Origin of the sequence: Shouchella xiaoxiensis, assembly GCF_016907895.1 — a bacterium.
GTDB lineage: Bacteria > Bacillota > Bacilli > Bacillales > Bacillaceae_D > Shouchella > Shouchella xiaoxiensis.
On the sequence record NZ_JAFBCV010000023.1, the window covers coordinates 1 to 17,518 of the forward strand.

The 17,518-nt window shown below is 39.2% G+C and carries 19 protein-coding genes; 8 read left to right on the forward strand and 11 right to left on the reverse strand.

What is annotated here, in order from left to right; translation table 11 throughout:
• Positions 1-87: 87 nt before the first annotated feature.
• The 4 genes from JOC54_RS21580 to JOC54_RS21595 all read right to left on the reverse strand — a co-directional run bounded on the left by JOC54_RS21580 (position 88) and on the right by JOC54_RS21595 (position 3,570).
• Entirely contained in the window at positions 88-732 is a 645-nt protein-coding gene (locus tag JOC54_RS21580) for a response regulator (RefSeq protein WP_275582739.1), read from the reverse strand.
• Positions 729-2,117 (reverse strand): GAF domain-containing sensor histidine kinase, encoded by a 1,389-nt coding sequence (locus JOC54_RS21585; protein WP_204469111.1) that lies wholly within the window; start codon positions 2,115-2,117, stop codon positions 729-731. Before JOC54_RS21585 ends, JOC54_RS21580 begins: the two co-directional genes overlap by 4 nt.
• A 16-nt stretch (positions 2,118-2,133) precedes the next feature.
• Positions 2,134-2,979 carry a metallophosphoesterase gene (locus JOC54_RS21590; RefSeq protein ID WP_367617850.1) on the reverse strand — a complete coding sequence of 282 codons (846 nt, stop codon included), beginning with the start codon at positions 2,977-2,979 and terminating at the stop codon, positions 2,134-2,136.
• Between the two features lie 84 nt (positions 2,980-3,063).
• On the reverse strand, positions 3,064-3,570 hold the full coding sequence (locus JOC54_RS21595; protein WP_035421876.1) for an Rrf2 family transcriptional regulator: 507 nt from the start codon (positions 3,568-3,570) through the stop codon (positions 3,064-3,066).
• 135 nt (positions 3,571-3,705) lie between these two features.
• On the opposite strand from JOC54_RS21595, the gene JOC54_RS21600 reads away from it, so the two are divergent.
• Positions 3,706-4,425 carry an MBL fold metallo-hydrolase gene (locus JOC54_RS21600; protein WP_204469113.1) on the forward strand — a complete coding sequence of 240 codons (720 nt, stop codon included), beginning with the start codon at positions 3,706-3,708 and terminating at the stop codon, positions 4,423-4,425.
• Between the two features lie 17 nt (positions 4,426-4,442).
• On the opposite strand, the gene JOC54_RS21605 is transcribed toward JOC54_RS21600, so the two are convergent.
• From JOC54_RS21605 to JOC54_RS21620, 4 genes are read right to left on the reverse strand one after another with little or no spacing between them, the layout of a single operon-like run.
• The gene (locus JOC54_RS21605) at positions 4,443-5,675 is read right to left on the reverse strand and encodes a hypothetical protein (protein ID WP_204469115.1); all 1,233 of its coding nucleotides are present in this window, start codon (positions 5,673-5,675) and stop codon (positions 4,443-4,445) included.
• A 15-nt stretch (positions 5,676-5,690) separates the two neighbouring features.
• Positions 5,691-6,515, reverse strand: coding sequence for a hypothetical protein (locus tag JOC54_RS21610; RefSeq protein ID WP_204469117.1), 825 nt, complete (start codon positions 6,513-6,515; stop codon positions 5,691-5,693).
• The gene (locus tag JOC54_RS21615; RefSeq protein ID WP_204469119.1) at positions 6,512-7,201 is read right to left on the reverse strand and encodes an ATP-binding cassette domain-containing protein; all 690 of its coding nucleotides are present in this window, start codon (positions 7,199-7,201) and stop codon (positions 6,512-6,514) included. The genes JOC54_RS21610 and JOC54_RS21615 overlap by 4 nt, the downstream gene beginning before the upstream one ends.
• Positions 7,194-7,574, reverse strand: coding sequence for a GntR family transcriptional regulator (locus JOC54_RS21620; protein ID WP_035421866.1), 381 nt, complete (start codon positions 7,572-7,574; stop codon positions 7,194-7,196). Before JOC54_RS21620 ends, JOC54_RS21615 begins: the two co-directional genes overlap by 8 nt.
• Before the next feature lie 341 nt (positions 7,575-7,915).
• Here JOC54_RS21620 and JOC54_RS21625 point away from each other — a divergent pair, with 341 nt between their 5' ends.
• The 6 genes from JOC54_RS21625 (at position 7,916) to JOC54_RS21650 (ending at position 14,202) form a co-directional block, all read left to right on the forward strand.
• Positions 7,916-8,797: an NYN domain-containing protein gene (locus JOC54_RS21625; protein WP_239586875.1), complete on the forward strand. Its 882-nt coding sequence runs from the start codon at positions 7,916-7,918 to the stop codon at positions 8,795-8,797.
• A gap of 403 nt (positions 8,798-9,200) precedes the next feature.
• Entirely contained in the window at positions 9,201-10,526 is a 1,326-nt protein-coding gene (locus JOC54_RS21630; protein ID WP_204469121.1) for an ABC transporter substrate-binding protein, read from the forward strand.
• Between the two features lie 74 nt (positions 10,527-10,600).
• On the forward strand, positions 10,601-11,509 hold the full coding sequence (locus JOC54_RS21635; RefSeq protein WP_204469123.1) for a carbohydrate ABC transporter permease: 909 nt from the start codon (positions 10,601-10,603) through the stop codon (positions 11,507-11,509).
• 20 nt (positions 11,510-11,529) lie between these two features.
• Positions 11,530-12,408 (forward strand): carbohydrate ABC transporter permease, encoded by an 879-nt coding sequence (locus JOC54_RS21640; RefSeq protein ID WP_051992049.1) that lies wholly within the window; start codon positions 11,530-11,532, stop codon positions 12,406-12,408.
• Positions 12,409-12,416: 8 nt separating this feature from the next.
• The gene (locus tag JOC54_RS21645; protein WP_035441129.1) at positions 12,417-13,505 is read left to right on the forward strand and encodes an ABC transporter ATP-binding protein; all 1,089 of its coding nucleotides are present in this window, start codon (positions 12,417-12,419) and stop codon (positions 13,503-13,505) included.
• A 4-nt stretch (positions 13,506-13,509) separates the two neighbouring features.
• Positions 13,510-14,202, forward strand: coding sequence for a hypothetical protein (locus JOC54_RS21650; protein WP_204469125.1), 693 nt, complete (start codon positions 13,510-13,512; stop codon positions 14,200-14,202).
• 244 nt (positions 14,203-14,446) lie between these two features.
• Here JOC54_RS21650 and JOC54_RS21655 read toward each other — a convergent pair whose 3' ends face one another.
• The 3 genes from JOC54_RS21655 to JOC54_RS21665 form a co-directional block, all read right to left on the reverse strand.
• Positions 14,447-15,202, reverse strand: coding sequence for an SDR family oxidoreductase (locus JOC54_RS21655; RefSeq protein ID WP_204469128.1), 756 nt, complete (start codon positions 15,200-15,202; stop codon positions 14,447-14,449).
• Between the two features lie 90 nt (positions 15,203-15,292).
• The gene (locus JOC54_RS21660; RefSeq protein WP_204469130.1) at positions 15,293-16,585 is read right to left on the reverse strand and encodes a glycoside hydrolase family 18 protein; all 1,293 of its coding nucleotides are present in this window, start codon (positions 16,583-16,585) and stop codon (positions 15,293-15,295) included.
• A gap of 82 nt (positions 16,586-16,667) precedes the next feature.
• On the reverse strand, positions 16,668-16,868 hold the full coding sequence (locus JOC54_RS21665; protein WP_204469133.1) for an SE1832 family protein: 201 nt from the start codon (positions 16,866-16,868) through the stop codon (positions 16,668-16,670).
• 98 nt (positions 16,869-16,966) lie between these two features.
• Between JOC54_RS21665 and JOC54_RS21670 the strand changes: the two genes are divergently transcribed.
• Positions 16,967-17,515, forward strand: coding sequence for a cysteine hydrolase family protein (locus JOC54_RS21670; RefSeq protein WP_204469135.1), 549 nt, complete (start codon positions 16,967-16,969; stop codon positions 17,513-17,515).
• Positions 17,516-17,518: the final 3 nt, after the last annotated feature.

Consider the following 17,518-nt stretch of genomic DNA (forward strand, 5'->3'; position numbering starts at 1 on the left):
TTTTGCCCATGCAAAAACACCTCCGAATTTGTACTTTGTTCAAGTGTACCATTTCGAAGGTGTTTTATAGTGTCTCATTTTCTTAGGTCAGTCTATTGCAACCCCTGCTTTTATGGCGAATAAGGCAGCTTGCGTTCGGTCTTGTAATTCAAGCTTGCTTAATAAATGGGAAACATGCGTCTTCACTGTTTTTTCTGAAATAAATAAAGCACCTGCAATTTCTTTGTTGCTTTTTCCAGTACTAATCTCTTTAAGTACATCGACTTCACGCTCGGTTAATTGATCAAGCTTTTTCTCTACTTGATTAACAGGTTGGTGTACATGTGACAAAACATGTTTCATAATTCGCGAGTCGAGAGCTGTTTCGCCACTGATAGAAGCTTTTAATGTTTCAACAAGCAAGGAAGGTTCAACATCTTTTAACTGATAACCACATGCTCCAGCGGCCAAGGCAGGAATAACAATATCTTTCTCTGAGTAGCTGGTTAAGATAAACACGCGTGCTGCAGAATCAAGTGTGCAGATTTGTTTCGTAGCCTCAATGCCATTCAACTCTGGCATGTCAATGTCCATTAAAACGATGTCTGGTTTATGTTGTTTGTACAAATTGACGGCTTCCACCCCATTACTTGCTTCGGCTACGATGGTAATGTCAGCAAATGATTCTAAGAAATAGACTAATCCTTTCCTCACAACGTGGTGGTCATCTGCAATCAATATCTTCAATTTCATTCACTCCATAAATTTGGTATTTGGATGGTCCAGCGTGTCCCCTTTCCAGGTGAAGTATCCAAATGTACTTGAGCATTTAACTCTTGAACACGTTTTAAAATGGACGTTAAACCAAAAGAATGTGTCGTTTCATCTGGTAAAAAGCCTACGCCATCATCGGAAATGTTAAGAACGATGTTTGATTGATGTTCTCTAATTTGAACAGAAGCTGAGCTTGTTCCCGAATGTTTCTTACAATTGTTAAGGGCTTCTTGAATAATGCGATAAACAAGCTCCTCTTGTTTTAACTCTAGGTTCAGTGACTCTATTTCTATATTTGTTTTTACACCGATTAGGCTACTATATTGCTCTACTGCTGACGAAAGTCCTAAATCTAGTTCTTCTCCCCGTAAGCCGTGAATAATCAAGCGTAGCTCCTTTAAAGCTGCTTTTAATGCGGAGCTTGCTTGGTTGAGATGTTGCTTTGTTTCTGAATCAGTTGTGCGTAGAGTAAGTCCATTGATGGTCATGTTAACAGAGAATAACAATTGATTCACTGAATCATGGAGTTCTCGAGAAAGCCTTTGTCGCTCACTGAGTTGTGAGATCACTTTTACAGCTTTGGCAATCCTTTTTCTTTCCACACTCAATGCAATATGCTCACTAATATGTTTACTAATTTCTACTTCTAACGGAGTCAGTACTTGATCTGTTAGCAATGAAATGGTTGTTTCTCCAGCAACAGCGGAAGCATTCACATTTTTAGTGGAAATGGAAGTGATCGCTAATGAGAAATGTTTGTTAATAACATCCTCAAGTGGCTCAAGTCGATCTTCTGAATCTGAGTGTAGTTCTTGTAAGAACAAACCAAGTTTATGGTATAAGAGTGACCGTTCTTTCTCATGGTCTACGAGCTCAATCCGCTTAATTGCGGTTCCTATTTGTAAAGCGACCAACTCTAGCAACTGAAGTTCCTCTGTAGAATAATAATCTTTTTGAGGATCAGCAATATTAAGAATACCGAGAGCTTCTTCACCTGCATAGATTGGAATGGTCGCGTGATGCGTAATGCCGGCCGTGTCACCCCAGTTTCGCTCTTCGGCACGTTCTAAGCGCTGGCATTCAATCATATTGACGGCACCTTGAAGCCGCTTATGAAGAAAATCTCTTTTGCACCAGCATCCGCCTTCTCTTAATGGTGCGCAATTGGATTTCTCTAAAGCAGGCGGGAGTCCAACTGCTGCAACAAGCTTATGTTGTCCTGTGCGGTCAACTTTAAAAATCCAGCCACTCGAAAAACGGGTTTCATTTAATAAACTCTTTAAGACAAGCTGTAACATTTTCTGTAAATCTGTCTCAACATTTAATAAAGTTGAGATTGTTTTTATCGTTTTTAAATAATTCATGCCGGGTCCTCTCTGTTTACGAGCAAGGTTCGCATGCAAGCTTTACTTCTATAAGTTCAGGTCTATTAAACAGACGTAATGGGAATAAGCTATTTCCTAGTCCTCGGCTAACCAACATGATCGTGTCGTTCTCTTCGTGCACACCCTCTGAATAGGTAGGAAAGAACCCTTGTCCTGGTGATAATAAACCACCTATTAACGGCAAGCGTATTTGTCCGCCGTGAGCATGACCAGAGAAGACAAGGTCTATCTCGTCTCTTTGATAAGATGAAAAGACTTCGGGACGATGAGCTAACAGAATGGTAAACAACTCTTCGTTTATTTGTTGAGCATCAAGTACTTCTTCACTAAACTGGCTTGCATTCATTTGTGGTTCACTATCGGGATCATCAATCCTAATTAACTGGATAGCTTGCCCATTGTGCTCAATTGTAACGGTTTCATTCCTTAACACTTCAACGCCATAAGAGCGCAACTCTTCTTCTAATTCGTCAACAATCCCAAGGCGCCATTCATGGTTTCCTGTTACAAAATAGACAGGTGCGACCTCAACCAATTGTTCCATTAAAGCAGTTCCCTCACCATTATTAGAAGAATACGAGTCGATGAGGTCGCCAGTCATAAAAATAACATCAGGTTCTTGTTTGATGACTTTAGAAATGAGACGTTGATTTTGGTTGCCGAACTCTTTTGAATGAAGATCAGAGAGGTGGGTGATTGTAAACCCATCAAATGCTGCTGGAATGTCTGCTGATCGTATCGTGTGCGATGATTGCACAAGCCCATTGTTTTGCGTGTAAAAGAAGTAAATGGCTCCGGTCAATAGAAGGATAAAGATTATAATGGTCTTTCGACTAAACACAGGCACGACCCTTTCGCTCAAAAACTAATTTTATAAGGTTATGTATGAACGTCTGTTAAACAAGATAGCGTAAACAATAGAATGTTAGCTTTTTTTGGCTCTTAACATTTCTAAATCAGGTGCACCAAGCGAGTGATTCCAATCAACTAGTTCCATTGAATCACGATCTAATGTGGTAAGGATTGCTTCTGCCAATGAGGTTTGTTTGAGTGAATCATGATAGGCTTTCTGGGCATTAGTAAAGATCGTCTCTAGACGTTCTGATCCAACTTTAGCAGCATCTGTCTCTGGGAATACACGTTGAATAAGGCCTTCCGTTTTCAAGAAAGGGTCTTCTCCCTCTATTGCTTTTAAAATATCAAGCATGGAGATCGTTTCTGGTGAACGGGCAAGTGAAAAGCCACCACTGTTTCCAGGTGCACTTGTAATTAGTCGTCCGACAACTAACTTGCGCATTACTTTTTTTAAATAGGATGGGGAAACGTTAATACGGCTTGATATTGTATCACTTTTTACATGTTGCTTTCCTTTTTGAGTAGCTAAAATGACGAGAATACAGACGGCTTGTTCGACTCCGCTTTTAATTTTCATAAACAATCGCACCCTTTTCTAAAACAGTCTATTTTTACTATAAAGTTATGAGATTCTCAAAGCAATCAGTTTTTGCTTAAAAAGTATGGTAAGTTAAAAAGGAAACCAACTAAAAGGAAACGGAGGTGAAGAAAAATGTTTAACTTTATTGGATGTGGCAGCGCGTTTCACACGACTTTAGGGAATAATGGTGCCTATCTAAAGAAAGATCAGACTTTGTACATGATTGATTGTGGAAGTTCAACCTTTCATCGTTTAGTTGCTCATAACCTTTTAGAAGACGTGAAGCGGATAGATATTCTAATGACGCATACGCATCCAGACCATATCGGGTCTTTAGGAGACCTTATTTTCTATTCCTATTTTAAATTAAACCCAGCCTTTACACCGAAGGTAACTGTTATTGCCCCAAAACCATTATTAGAAGAAGTAAAGGCGATCGCATCTAAAATGGGTGTTGAGGACCTTCAAGTAAGCTGGCAGGAGGTTTCTACGTCCTCAATGTTTGAAACCTTTACAATCAATCCTGTTTCTGTTGAGCATGCAGAGACCCTTACTTGTTTTGGCTATGAGTTTATTAAAGGTAATGAACGTTATTATTACAGCGGGGATGCGAATGCTATTCCTGATTTTATTCTCAAACAGTTGCTTAAAGGTAATTATACTCTATTTTTCCAAGATACGTCAGGTGCTGATTATGAAGGAAATGTTCATTTGTCGTTGCGGGAATTAAACGAACTAATCCCACCATCATATCGTGCCACTGTATGTTGTATGCATCTTGATGAAGCATTTCCAATAGAAGAAGCAAGAAAAAGTGGGTATCAGCTAGCAATTGATTCATTAATAAAATAATAAACAACAGCTTCCTGTTAAGGTAAGCTGTTGTTTGGCAATAGCACAAAGTCAAAGTTATAGTCATCACTTGCAAACAAAGAATCTTCTGATTGGATGCTCCCTTTATATACTAAATCGTTCGTCTTAGGATCAAATACGGTTATAAGCGCTATCTCAGATGTAGATGTTGGCTGAAGAGCGAGCTGATAGATAAGACCATGAATCATTTGCTGTGTGCTATGGTAGTTCGCTGCCGGTAGAGGGTGATAATGAATGTTCTCTAGTTGGTTTAGTGGGACATAAACATAGCCTGTTTCCGATGTAGCTTCAGATGAGTAAGGTTCGAGCAAAATTAACTGATCGTGATCTTGGACAGCCCACCAAGAATCTTCTGATTTTGCTAAATCAAGTGTTTCCTCAACAAGACTAGATTGTATTTCTCCTGTACCATAGGCGTAGCTAAATAGTTCATAGGGTTTGTTTGAGTAGGAATAAGGGGTATTGAGCTCATCTTCTTGAACAGAATACCACGACAAATAAGAGCTAGGTGGAAAGTAACTGTTAAAATAGACACTCCCGGTATACGTTGCTTTTTCCGCAACTTGAAACATCCCGATTGAATCAGCACTTGCCCTTTTAAAAAGTTCCTTCCTGTTAACTGAGGAGGGATCATTTATAGCAAACTCGTACATAACAAGCGAGTTTTCACTGTAACGAAGCTCTTCAATAGCAACATAGAGCTTCGCTTGATGCAGCTGAATATCAACGATATAGGAGCTAAATAAATCATCAGAAAACTGAGTTGAGAAGGAAAGCGTCATTTCATTTTGGCGTTCTAGTAGATCAATTGAAAGTACTTCTGGGCTCGTGGATAATAAGCCTGTTCTTGTTTCTGCTGAAATAATAAACGTATCATCTACATAAAAAGAATGGGTAAATTGTTTACCTCGAAAAAAGGAACGATGTTGTCCGACAAGCTCATCTAAATAAGGATCGAAATAGCTATCAAGTGATGAACGTTTTAATTCTGGTGTATAAGCTGTCTCATTATGAACAAGGTAGGATGATGACAGCTCACCTGGATGTGAGTAATCGGCCGCCTCAATCTCGACACCGGACCATACATCTCTTGTCTCAAACTCTGTTTCAATGTATAAAGGTACAAACTCTTCCGTTTCTGCTTGATTGGTGAGGTAAGCAGTTCCTCTCCAAATAAAAACAAGAACAATAAAAGCGATCAGTAGCAGGCTATAGGTATATTTTTTCATAAGACCCTTCTTTCCCTACGCAGTGATGTAGGAATGTAGTAAGCGGTAGGATAGAAATAGATTTAAGCCAATCAACAATAAGCAGAAAGCTATTTGGACAATGATTAATTCTGAAGGATAAATGGTATGATCGAGTGCCAGTGAGATACCTATGTAGCTGCAAAAAGAGAACAAGGCAAAAAGACATGCACCCAAAAAACCTTTTATTCGAAAGGAACGTTCCAACAAGATCATTGTGCTCAACGTAATCAAAAAAAGAAGAAATAAAACAAGGCTTTTAAGAATAAGAAGCCAGTGGATATCGGTATAACCGACAGGCCAAATGGGCGTAAACAAATTCATAAAAAAGAAAGTACTGGATTTTTCAACCATGGCAGCTGGCAGACGAATGTGTAAGATCAGCTCATGTAAAGGAATAAGCGCTATTTGTAAAGTATAGACAGTGAGCAACATGATAAGGATGGCGGTTAATTTAGAAAATAAGAGATTGACTCGATTGATCGGCAGGAGCAATAACCGATAAATAAAGGAGTGTTTCCCAACCCATTCTCGGTACCAAATAAAAACAGCATAAAGACAAACACTTATAAACGATGCATAGAATGGGAGGAGGTAAAAAAAGGATTGATCAGCGATTGCTACAATTGAAACGGGTCCGTAATCGCGAACAAATTGTTCAATTGATAAGCCATATTGAAATTCATGTTGCATCGTTTGGTATAAAAAATGTTGATGAAAGAATAAGTAAAGGGTTTGCGCAATAGCAAAGAGCACAAGCAAGCCAACGAACCACGGCATCACTCGTTTTAATTCAAAGTGCGTTAGTTTTATGTAATTCAAGGTCGGTACACCTCACGCATGACGTCTTCAATAGATTTCCCTTCATTTAAACGCATGTCTTCAGTATTAAATTCTTTTAATACGTAACCTTCATCAAGCAAGACTGCTTTATCGATTAAATGTTCGATGTCCTTTATCTCATGTGTAGTTAGTAAAATGCCACGATCCTCTAAAAAGCCACTAGAAAATAACTCGGTAATTTGCTCTCTGCTAAAAATATCAATTCCAGAGAACGGCTCGTCCATTAAGATATAGCGCACATCTAAAGAAAGTCCCAAAAGCAAGTTTACTTTTGCGGAATTCCCCTTTGATAAGTCTCCAATTTTTGTTTTTCGGTTTAATTTTAGAAAAGACAGTAAGTCATTCGCTCGTGAATGATTCCAGTTCGAATAAAAATCACGCATGAAATGAATTGAATCATTAATTGTCATTGAAGGTGGGACAGGAATCGTATCGGGAATAAACGTAATCTCTTCATAACGTTTAGGGGTTAATGGTTCTTGGTCAATTGTAATTGAGCCTGAAGTCGTTGGCGTTAAGTTAGAAATCATTTTTAAAAGGGTTGTTTTCCCAACACCGTTAATGCCAACCAGACAGGTAATTTCATTTGGATGAACAGTGAAAGAAACATCATGGAGTATTTTCTTTCTCCCATACTTCTTTGAGACATGTGTTAATTTAATCATGGTCAGCGTCACTTTCTTTATAACGTTTTTGCAATAGCTCAATGACTTCTTCAAGTGGGACCTGGATGGAGTTGATTGAATGAAGAAAAGCGTCAACAGAATCATGAATAAGTTCGGTCCGGATTGAATGAAGAACGTCTTGATCATAGGTTATTCTACTTGGTTTATTTCGTTCAGTATGAATTAAGAGGGCATCTTCCATTTCTTTATAGGCACGCTGGGCCGTGTTAGGGTTAATCTTAAGTGCCGTACCAAGTTCTCGACGCGAGGGAATTTCTTGACCAGCTTTTAGTTGACCAGAAGCAATCTGTTCTTTAAAAGAACGAATGACCTGGATGTAAACTGGCTCACGATTATTAAACATGATGTTCATTAGAAGGAAACTCCTTTTCTATTCGTTTCAACAATAATAAGAGTCGAGAGGTAAAATTTTCAACTATTAATTATCTTAGTGTATTGTATGATTCATACACATAGGAGTCAACGCTTTTTTGAATGTTTCAGTGATGATGAGCATAATCTTTAAAGATAAGGTTTATTGCTTAGAGATAAAGGGAATTTACATTGTGATAATTTGCCCAACCTATAAATTGTAAGAATTTCGTAGGCAATCGAACCTTTTTGTCGTACACTAGGGATATTATTTACAGTGACTGTTCTAAACGCGTGATGAGACATTGTCCTCATGGAAATGAATAGGAGGAAGGCTGTTTTTTGGGGACAACGAGAGATCGTTTAAAAGCAGCTCGGAGAATGAGCAGAGTAAAGAGAGACTATGAGGAAGAATCTTTTCGTACGAAAGATCACAGTAATGTAGCTATATTTGTTGATTATGACAATGTCTATTGGACACTGATGAATCGATACAATCATAATCCAAATCATGAAACTGAAGGAAAAAACTTATTTAATTGCCTCTGGGATCGTTACGGCCAAGATCAAGTAAGAACGTTTCGAGCTTATGCTGATTTTCAAAGAATTCGTTCGAGCTTAACGGATCTGCAAAAACAACGAGTTCAAATCCGACATGTTTATTCGAATGATAAAGAGGGTGATTCTCGAAAGAACTCCTCTGATATTGAGTTATGTATAGATGCGATTGAAAGTACGTATAAAGATGAGAATATTTCTTGCTATGTATTTGTAACGGCTGATAGCGATATGGTTCCAATTATGAGTCGATTGATGTATAAGGGGAAACGTGTTGAACTTTATTATTTATCTGAAGCTGCACCTAAGCATACGGATATTACGAATTACTCTCATTACAGTGAGGACTTACGTCAATTCTTACAGCTTGAGATCAAGGAATATCATCTAGAGTCGTATAAATTAGAGGCCTTACGTTTTATTGACGAATGGGAAACGCGCTTCGGTACAGAGAATGAACTGTATTTAGGTGCTCCATGGTTAAGAAACCAATATTCAATTAAGTTTGGAATTCCTGCTAATTCTGCGAGTGAACTAATTGATTTGTTGAAGGTAGATAAACTAATTGGATCGGAGAATAAGGAGCTCAAAAACGGAGATGTCAAACCAAGTCTTGCATTAACAGAACAAGGGCGCAATTGGCTTACACCCTTGTCGAAAGCTTAATGAGTAAATGATAAGGACGTTTGTCGAATCTTAAGGGTTGACTTGTAGATAAGTCTCTCATATTATAGTGGTAGACAAATGATTCGTTATTATTCGCTAAAACATTGATGCGTTAGACAAATTCGTTATGAGAGATAAGGAGATACCTTGTCTCTTTTTGTATGTACATATACGTCATAACGTTGTCTTAGTAATTACATTCCCGCATAAAGAAAATCATAAACATTTTTATAAAAAGAAACTCAAATCCCAATTCGTTGCGTTTAAACGATTTGGGATTTTTTTTGTTAACAGATGAAAAGTGGTATGTACAAGAAGGACAAGGAATAAACTGTTATATCTCATGCCAAAGGGAGGGAATGATTAGAGGCCTCGTTTTATGAATGAAAAAGGGGAGATGGGAATGAAGAAGTGGTTATTAGGTTCAGCACTAACAGGGATGATGCTTGTAACGCTTACTGCATGCGGTGGAGGAGATGGTGATGAGAAACAAGATGTTGTAAAGGTCTGGACATACCCTGTTCATGGTGAATATGAGGGTGAATTAAAAGAATCAATAGCAGAGTTTGAAGAGCAGAATCCATCGATTAAAGTGGAGTATGAAATTCTATCTTGGGCAGAAGGCTTACAAAAATTTGATATTGCTTTAAATTCAGGTAGTCCGCCAGATTTATATTTTGGTCGACCGCTTGGGAAGTACAAGGAAACAGAATTATTAGTACCCATAGATGATAAATTATCGATTGATTTAAGCGACTATGATGAAATTGCTCTGGATCATATGACATTAGAAGGGTCAATGTATGGTTTGCCACTTTATCAGTTCCTGCATGTATGGGGCGGCAATAAAGCGCTACTCGAAGAATATGGTGTGGATTATGAAAAAATCCAAGCTGAAGGTTGGACATGGGATGAGTTTTACGAATTAGCCTCAATTGGGGAGCAGGAAAATAGTAATGGTGATCCCCAGTATGGCTTTGTTTTTCAAGGTGTGGATGAAGAGTTATTGGATCACTTAGCTCGTAACAACGGTATTCCGTATCGAATGACTGAAGAGGGCATTCAATGGGATGACGAAAAGATTCTTGAGGCAATGGAATTCATTGTCAAGCTGAGAGACGATGGTATTCTCCCAGCAGAGACCGCAGCAATTGATGCTGCAAAACGACAGGAAATGTACTACAACTACCAAGCGCTCTTCTATGGTCGAGCCATTCCATACGCAGATGCAATGGTGGAAGCGCGAAACCTAGAAATTCAAGATGGTGTAACGGATGGAGAAGAGTTGGAGTTTGTCTTGCTTCCAATTCCACATCATGAGGGACAGGAAGAAGTTGCTCAAGGTGGTGCTGAAGGCTACTTGTTATTCACGCAAAACAATGCTGATGAAACTCATATTGACAATAGTGTCAAGGTCCTTGAACATTTAGCTGGCGCTGATGCCATTGGGAAAACATCTTCTGCACTTGCCTTGCCAATAATCCATAAGGAAGCTGCTGATAAATACGAATTGCCTTTATCACCTGAGAACACGGTAGCTGCAGAACGACTAGCGAGCAACGTTTTACCGCCAAACACAATCAACAGTGAGTTGGCTGCCAAAGATGACATGTTTAAAACACAGGTTGTTGTTCCGACATTCCAGGGGCTAATCAGTGGAGAGTTATCACCTGATGAAGCGCTTGAAAAGTTTAAGTCAGAGGCTGCATCAGATAGATACCAACCTTAAGAGACAGCAGTCAACAGTAGAAAGTAGAGGATTCGCAGTCGATCTTCTACTTTCTTTATAAAGGAGTGCTTCTTATGGCAGAAACCGCACAGGCACCACCATCAAAAATTTCCTTATTTGTACGTGACTATGGTTGGTGCTATTTATTTATCCTTGTTCCAATTCTTGTTTTCTTACTGTTTACGCTCATACCAGTCATTTATGCTTTTATTATGAGCTTTCAGCAGTATCATGTAATGGGTTCTACATTTATTGGTCTAGAAAATTATCAAACAATGGTACAAGATGATATTTTTTGGCGCTCAATGCGAAACACCTTTCTATTTACTGTGGCTACAGTGCCTGTAAGTGTAGGGATTACGTTGATTCTTGCGGTTCTTATTTTCCCAAGAGGAAAAAAGGTACAAACATTCTTTAAAGCTTCCTTGTATTTACCTACAGTCGCTTCAGGTGTAACGATGGCACTTGTTTGGTTCTGGATTTACGATCCAACGAATATGGGGCTCTTAAATATGATCTTAGGCTATATCGGAATTGATAGTCAGATGTGGCTAGGCAGTAGAAGTACAGCGCTATTTTCTTTGATTTTAATGAGTTGGTTAACGGGGCACGGAGCGGGAATTATTCTTTACTTAGCAGCACTTGGCGGAATTCCAAAATCCTTATATGAAGCGGCAGATATTGATCACGCTAGCGCCTGGTCACAATTTAGAAATATTACAATGCCGCTACTAAAACCAACCACACTCTATTTGCTTGTTATGGGGGTAATCGGCTCTTTCCAAGTATTTATGAGTATCTACTTAATGACACAAGGTGGACCAAATTTTGCGACAACAACGATTGCCTATTTAATTTACGTACACGCATTTGAGTATTATCAATTTGGGTTAGCGGCAGCAGAATCTTTTGCTTTAGGGATTGTCATCATATTAGCTTCAGTTTTTCAATTTAAGTTAATGTCAACTGATGTAGAATTTTAACAAAGGAGGCGTATCAATCGATGGATCAGCCTGCTTTTCACAATCAAAAAGACCCCAGTCGCGAGCGTTCAGACGCAAAGCGGGTTGCGGCACGAATTTTAAGCTATGCTGTTTTAATTTTCTGGATTATCATTACGCTCATTCCACTTTATTGGATGCTCGTCATGTCTTTCAAGGATACATCAGTCAGTGCGTCATTCTCGCCTGAATGGTTTCCTAAAAACCCATCAATATCGACATATATTCGGTTCTTTACTGAAACCGATGCAATGAGGTGGCTCGGTAATAGTTTGTTTATTTCATCGGTGCTTACATTTACAAATGTATTGTTCTGCTCATTGGCAGGTTACGCGTTTGCTAAATTACGCTTTCCCGGGAGAAATACGATCTTTTGGATGCTGCTTGGGACAATGATGATTCCAGCCCAAGTGACGCTAATACCCGTCTATATTATCGTTGTAAACACGCTTCAACTAGGAAACACGTATACAGCGATTATGTTACCGATGTTTGCAACGGTAGGGAACATTTTCTTAATGAAACAGTACATGTCAACCTTGCCATCAACGCTTATTCAAGCAGCCCGTATCGATGGCTGTAGTGAGTGGCGCATTTTTTATAAAATTATTTTACCAATCTCAAAGCCTGGTCTGGCTGTGTTAGCGATCTTCACCTTTGTAGCAACGTGGAATGAATTCTTCTGGCCGTTTCTTGTCACGCAGACAAGTTCCATGCGAACCATTCAGATTGGTCTAGCCAGCTTTAAGTTTGCAGAAGCAACCGATTTTGGCGCGATGATGGCTGGTTCGGTTATTGCAGCACTACCAATGTTTATTTTGTTTTTCTCCTTACAAAAATATTTCTTACAAGGCATTACGATTGGTGCAGTGAAAGGGTAGGTGAAAAGATGGCGACAATTGTGTTTGATCACATAACCAAAACGTTTTCTGACACGAAAAAAGGTGGTTTGTTTACAGCTGTGGACCAAGCAACATTTGAAATAAAGGATAAAGAGTTTTTAGTGTTTGTCGGCCCTTCAGGCTGTGGAAAAACGACTTCGTTGCGCATGATTGCTGGCCTTGAAAAACAAACGGAAGGAAACATTTACATCGATGATCAACTTGTTAATCATGTTCATCCAAAAGATCGAGATATTGCCATGGTCTTTCAAGACTATGCGCTTTATCCCCATATGTCGATTGAACAAAATTTAAGCTTTGGGTTAAAAAATATGAAGATAGAAAAGGCGATCATTAACGATAAGATCGCCTATGCTTCAAAAATTCTTGGACTTGAACAACTTTTAGAGCGAAAACCAAGAGAGTTATCAGGGGGACAGCGTCAACGAGTTGCCTTAGGTAGAGCAATTGTGCGTAATCCGAAGGTATTCTTGTTTGATGAACCCTTGTCTAATTTAGATGCAAAATTAAGAGTGCAGATGCGGATAGAATTAGCAGAGTTGCACCAACGACTAGGCGCAACCATTGTCTATGTAACTCATGACCAAGTAGAGGCAATGACGCTAGGTCAACGAATTGTCGTGATGAATGAAGGCAAAGTTCAGCAAATTGCGAGTCCACAAGAATTGTATGCTCGGCCCGAGAATATGTTTGTCGCTGGCTTTATTGGGTCACCAGCTATGAACTTTATCCCAGCTCTTATAGAGTCGAATAGTCAATTAAGAATGGCTGAGCATGTTTTTGAAATTCCAATTAACCAGCGAGAACAAGTTACGCCATATATAGGTCAAGAAGTCATGTTTGGGATTCGACCAGAACATATTCACTTGGATCAAGAGGGCGATGTCGATATTAGGGTAAACGTATTTGAACATCTTGGGGCCGAGAATTTAATTTACTTCACTTTTAATAATCATTCTGTAATTGCGAAAGTGTCGGGTGAACAGTTTATTCGACCTGGAGAACAAGTGAAAATGACGTTACAGATGCAGAAGATGCATTTATTTAATCTAGAGACGAATCAAAGAATAGGGTGAGACTATGTTTTCAGTGACGTCAATTTTACGGGTTACGGCTAAGGATTTGTATCATCATATTGTTTCAATTGTTTCAATCAGTTTGCTTGTTGCCATCTTATGTATTCCTTTTTTTCTCTTTTTACCTTGGCAGCTGGCAATTCTGTTTCTCTTGCTAATTGGAGGGCCTGTTTGGTTAGCGGCTGCGACGAGTATGGAGGCTGTCCTGACAAATAAAAAAGTGATCCTCATAAACGTATTTCTCAAAGGGTTCTTTGCGCATTATCTAAAAGGTGTGGGGCTTGGTTTCTTTTTCGGTGGGTTTGTTTTTATCTTAGCAGCTTCTTGGTGGCATTGGTCAATTGAGCAGAGTTATGTTGCTTTTGCGATTGCTTGTTTTCAAACCTACTTTTCAGGGATGGTTCTCTTAAGTCAACTTTACACAGTGCCGTTGTTGATTAAATATCAACTCAATTTACCAAAAGCGATGGGGGCAAGTGTAAAGCTACTGCTCAAATACCCGCTTTATACAATAGGATGCTTTATTCAACTCGTTCTTTTTGCTGGTCTGCTTGCATTTACGATTGTCGGAAATGCTTTACTGCTTCCTGGAGTTGTCGCTCTGTTTTTAAGTAGAATGACGAGTGCAGCAGTAAGCCGCTCTGATTTCTTTGTAACTAGTGAGCTGCAAGATGAACATACAATAAAAGCTTCCTAAATCATCATGTACCCCTTTCTGTAGCTGTTCATATCATGGGAATAAAGCTGTTCTTTTTTGTTCAAAATAATAAAAAGAGAATGGAAAATGGGGTATAAAGGATGCAGAATAGTCGCTTCGTTATTGGCGTATTATGGGGGACACTTTTGAGCTTACCTATATGGGCAGTTATTGTATCCATTACGTATTGGATTTGGTTTTAAAAGAAGCCTAAATGACCAACAGTCATTTAGGCTCTTTATCATTATACGAGGGTTTGAGCAGCATCAATAATAATTTCCGTACCGCTAATGTGTTTAGACGCATCGGAGGCTAGGAACAAAACCGTTTCTGCCACTTGTTCAGGCGTACCAGCAGGTGTTGGAAATGGTTTTGTTTTTTTATTGAATTCTAGATCTTTTAAGGTCTCGTCATGCCTGTATGTACGCTCATCAATATCTGTTTGAATCGCACCAGGCAAGAGAATATTGACGCGAATGTGGTAATGTGAGAGCTCAAGCGCGGCCATTTTTCCAAAAGCAACCAAGGCCGCTTTCGAAGAGCTGTAAGCAGACATACCTACATTAGAGAAGACGCGGGTCCCGTTAACTGAACTTGTAATCACAATACTCCCTCCCTTTTGTTTCATTAAAGGAATAGCGTATTTAATGCTTAAAAAAGTGCCAGTCAGATTGGTTTGAATGGTCTTGTCCCAATCTTCGGGCGAAAATTCTTCAATAGAAGTAAATGTACCGTTTATGCCGGCGTTTGCAAAAAGGAAAGAAATAGAAGCATGATTTGCTGAAATATCTCGAAAAACGATTTCTTGCTGACGAGCATCACCAATATCGGCTTGATAAATTGATATGTCTACATGAGGATACTGTTTCTTAATGGCGAGCATTTTTTCTTTATTTTGATCAATGAGCGCAAGAGGTGTTTCTTTTTCAGCCAAAGCAATAGCGGTAGCTCTGCCAATCCCAGCAGCTGCACCTGTTATAATTGCCACATTTTCTGCCATATTGATTACCTTCTTTCAATATTATTTAAAAGACTATACACGTTTTAGCGAAAGAATAAACCCTTGTTGACTTTTCAACAAGGGTAGCTATTATCCTCTTTTGTTAATGTAAAAACGATCACTTAAGAGCAACCAGTTCTGCGGAAAGGAAAGTCCTAATTTCCAGTAGCTAATGCCTCTCAATTGATACTGTTGAATTAAATCAAATTTTGCTTGAATTGATCGTCCATCTTCAAACCAGACTTCATGCTCCGCACCCTCGTTATCTGTATAGAAGAAGTAAGGGGCTTGTGCATCCGAATCATACTGAATGGCAACTTGATTTTCGCGCGCAATAGTAATGGCTTGCTGTGGACTGACGGCACGCGCATAGTCGCCTCCTTCAACAAAAGGTAAGGTCCAGTCATAGCCATAAAGATTTTGACCAAGCATAATCTTATCAGCTGGCATTTCGGTTAAGGCGTACTCAACAACGTCTGTAACCGGACCAATTGGTGAGACTGCTAGTGGTGGTCCACCTGAATAGCCCCATTCGTAAGTCATTAAAACGACAAAATCGACAATTTCTCCATGCGCCCGATAATCATGGGCTTCATACCATTGGCCGGCTTGTGCCGCACTTGTTTTTGGTGCTAACGCTGTTGAAACAAGAAGACCTTCTGGGTGAAGTCTTGCTACAGCTTTACGTAAGAATTGATTGTAAGGTTCTCTCATCGATGCCGGGAGAAACTCAAAATCAAAATGAACATCTGAAAAGCGTCCAACCCGATTTGCCTCAGCTACAATGGAATCCAATAACGTATTTTGTAAGGCATCATTTTCTAAAACGACTTGACCTAGTTCTCCACTAAAAGCGCCATCTTCCAAGTTTGTAATGACCATCATAAGCGAGGCATTCGATTCTGCTGCAATATCAGGTAGGTCACTTAAGGGAACTTGATCGATACTGCCATCACGAGAAATTTGATAACTAAATGGAGCGAGATAGGTTAAATCAGGAGCGGTATCCCTAGCTTGAGCTAAGAGTGAATCACTAACATATCCGCCCATCGGTTCAATGTAAGCATTAGATTCTATTTCCGTTTTAGGAGCAGGAGGGAGGTAAAGCCGTAAGCCTGGCGTTAGTGTTTGATTTAATTGGATTTGATTTTGATTTGCAATTTCTTGAACAGAGATGCCAAAGCGTCTTGCAAGTAATGTCAAAGTATCCCCCGGTTGAACAAAATAATAGCGACCATAAATCGGAATGACCAGTGTCTGACCGACAACTAGCTCATTAGGTGCGTCTAACTCATTTGCTTCTATGATCGATTGGGCTGACGTACTATATGCTTGAGAAATCCCATTTAACGACTCTCCTTGCTGTACAACATGAATTTGCATCTACTTCCACACTCCCTTGTGAATGGATGACTTACTGATAGATATGCAGGAAGGGCGGATAGAATGAAAAAAGCCAAGAGAATTACTTCTCTTGGCCTTCTTGCAATGCGTTATTTAATTCCTTACGAACTTGGGCGATTTCATCTTCTAAGTTTATGAGCTGTTTGACAGATTGGGCAACATTTCCACCGATGGATTCTATTTTTTCAACATCACCCTGCAGTCTAATAAAATCACTTTTTAACTCAGCTAACTGTGCTTCCAGTTCTTGAATTGTCTTCATTGAAATGCCTCCTTCTTGTTGTACTCCTTAAAACCGTATCAAAAATGGAGGTAGTTGTACACATTTATTGTACAATGGAAGAAAAGGGAGGAATGGTCATGAATAAAGCGTTGATTGTCATTGACTATACAAATGATTTTATTGCTGATAATGGTGCTTTAACGGTAGGTGAGCCTGGACAAAAAATTGAATCAGCTATCTTGGAAAAAGTAAATCAATTCCACCAAGAGCAAGAGTTCATTGTGTATGCGGTAGATATACATGAAGAGAATGATCCGATGCACCCTGAAACGAATTTATATCCGCCTCATAATATTCGTCAGACAAAAGGTCGAGAGCTCTATGGAAAAGTGAAAGATCAATATGACATGATTAAACAGAAATCCCATGTGGTTTGGCTTGATAAAACACGGTACTCAGCCTTTGTTGGAACAAATTTAGATTTAATTTTGCGTGAAAGAGGCATTAATGAAGTTCATCTTGTTGGTGATGTGACTGATATTTGTGTGTTACATACTGCCGTGTACGCCTATTCACTTGGCTATAAAATAACCATTTATAAAGAGGCAGTAGCGAGTTTTGATCAGGTCGGTCATGAATGGGCTTTGCGCCATTTCGAGAATGCTCTCGGTGCCACAATTAAATAAAGC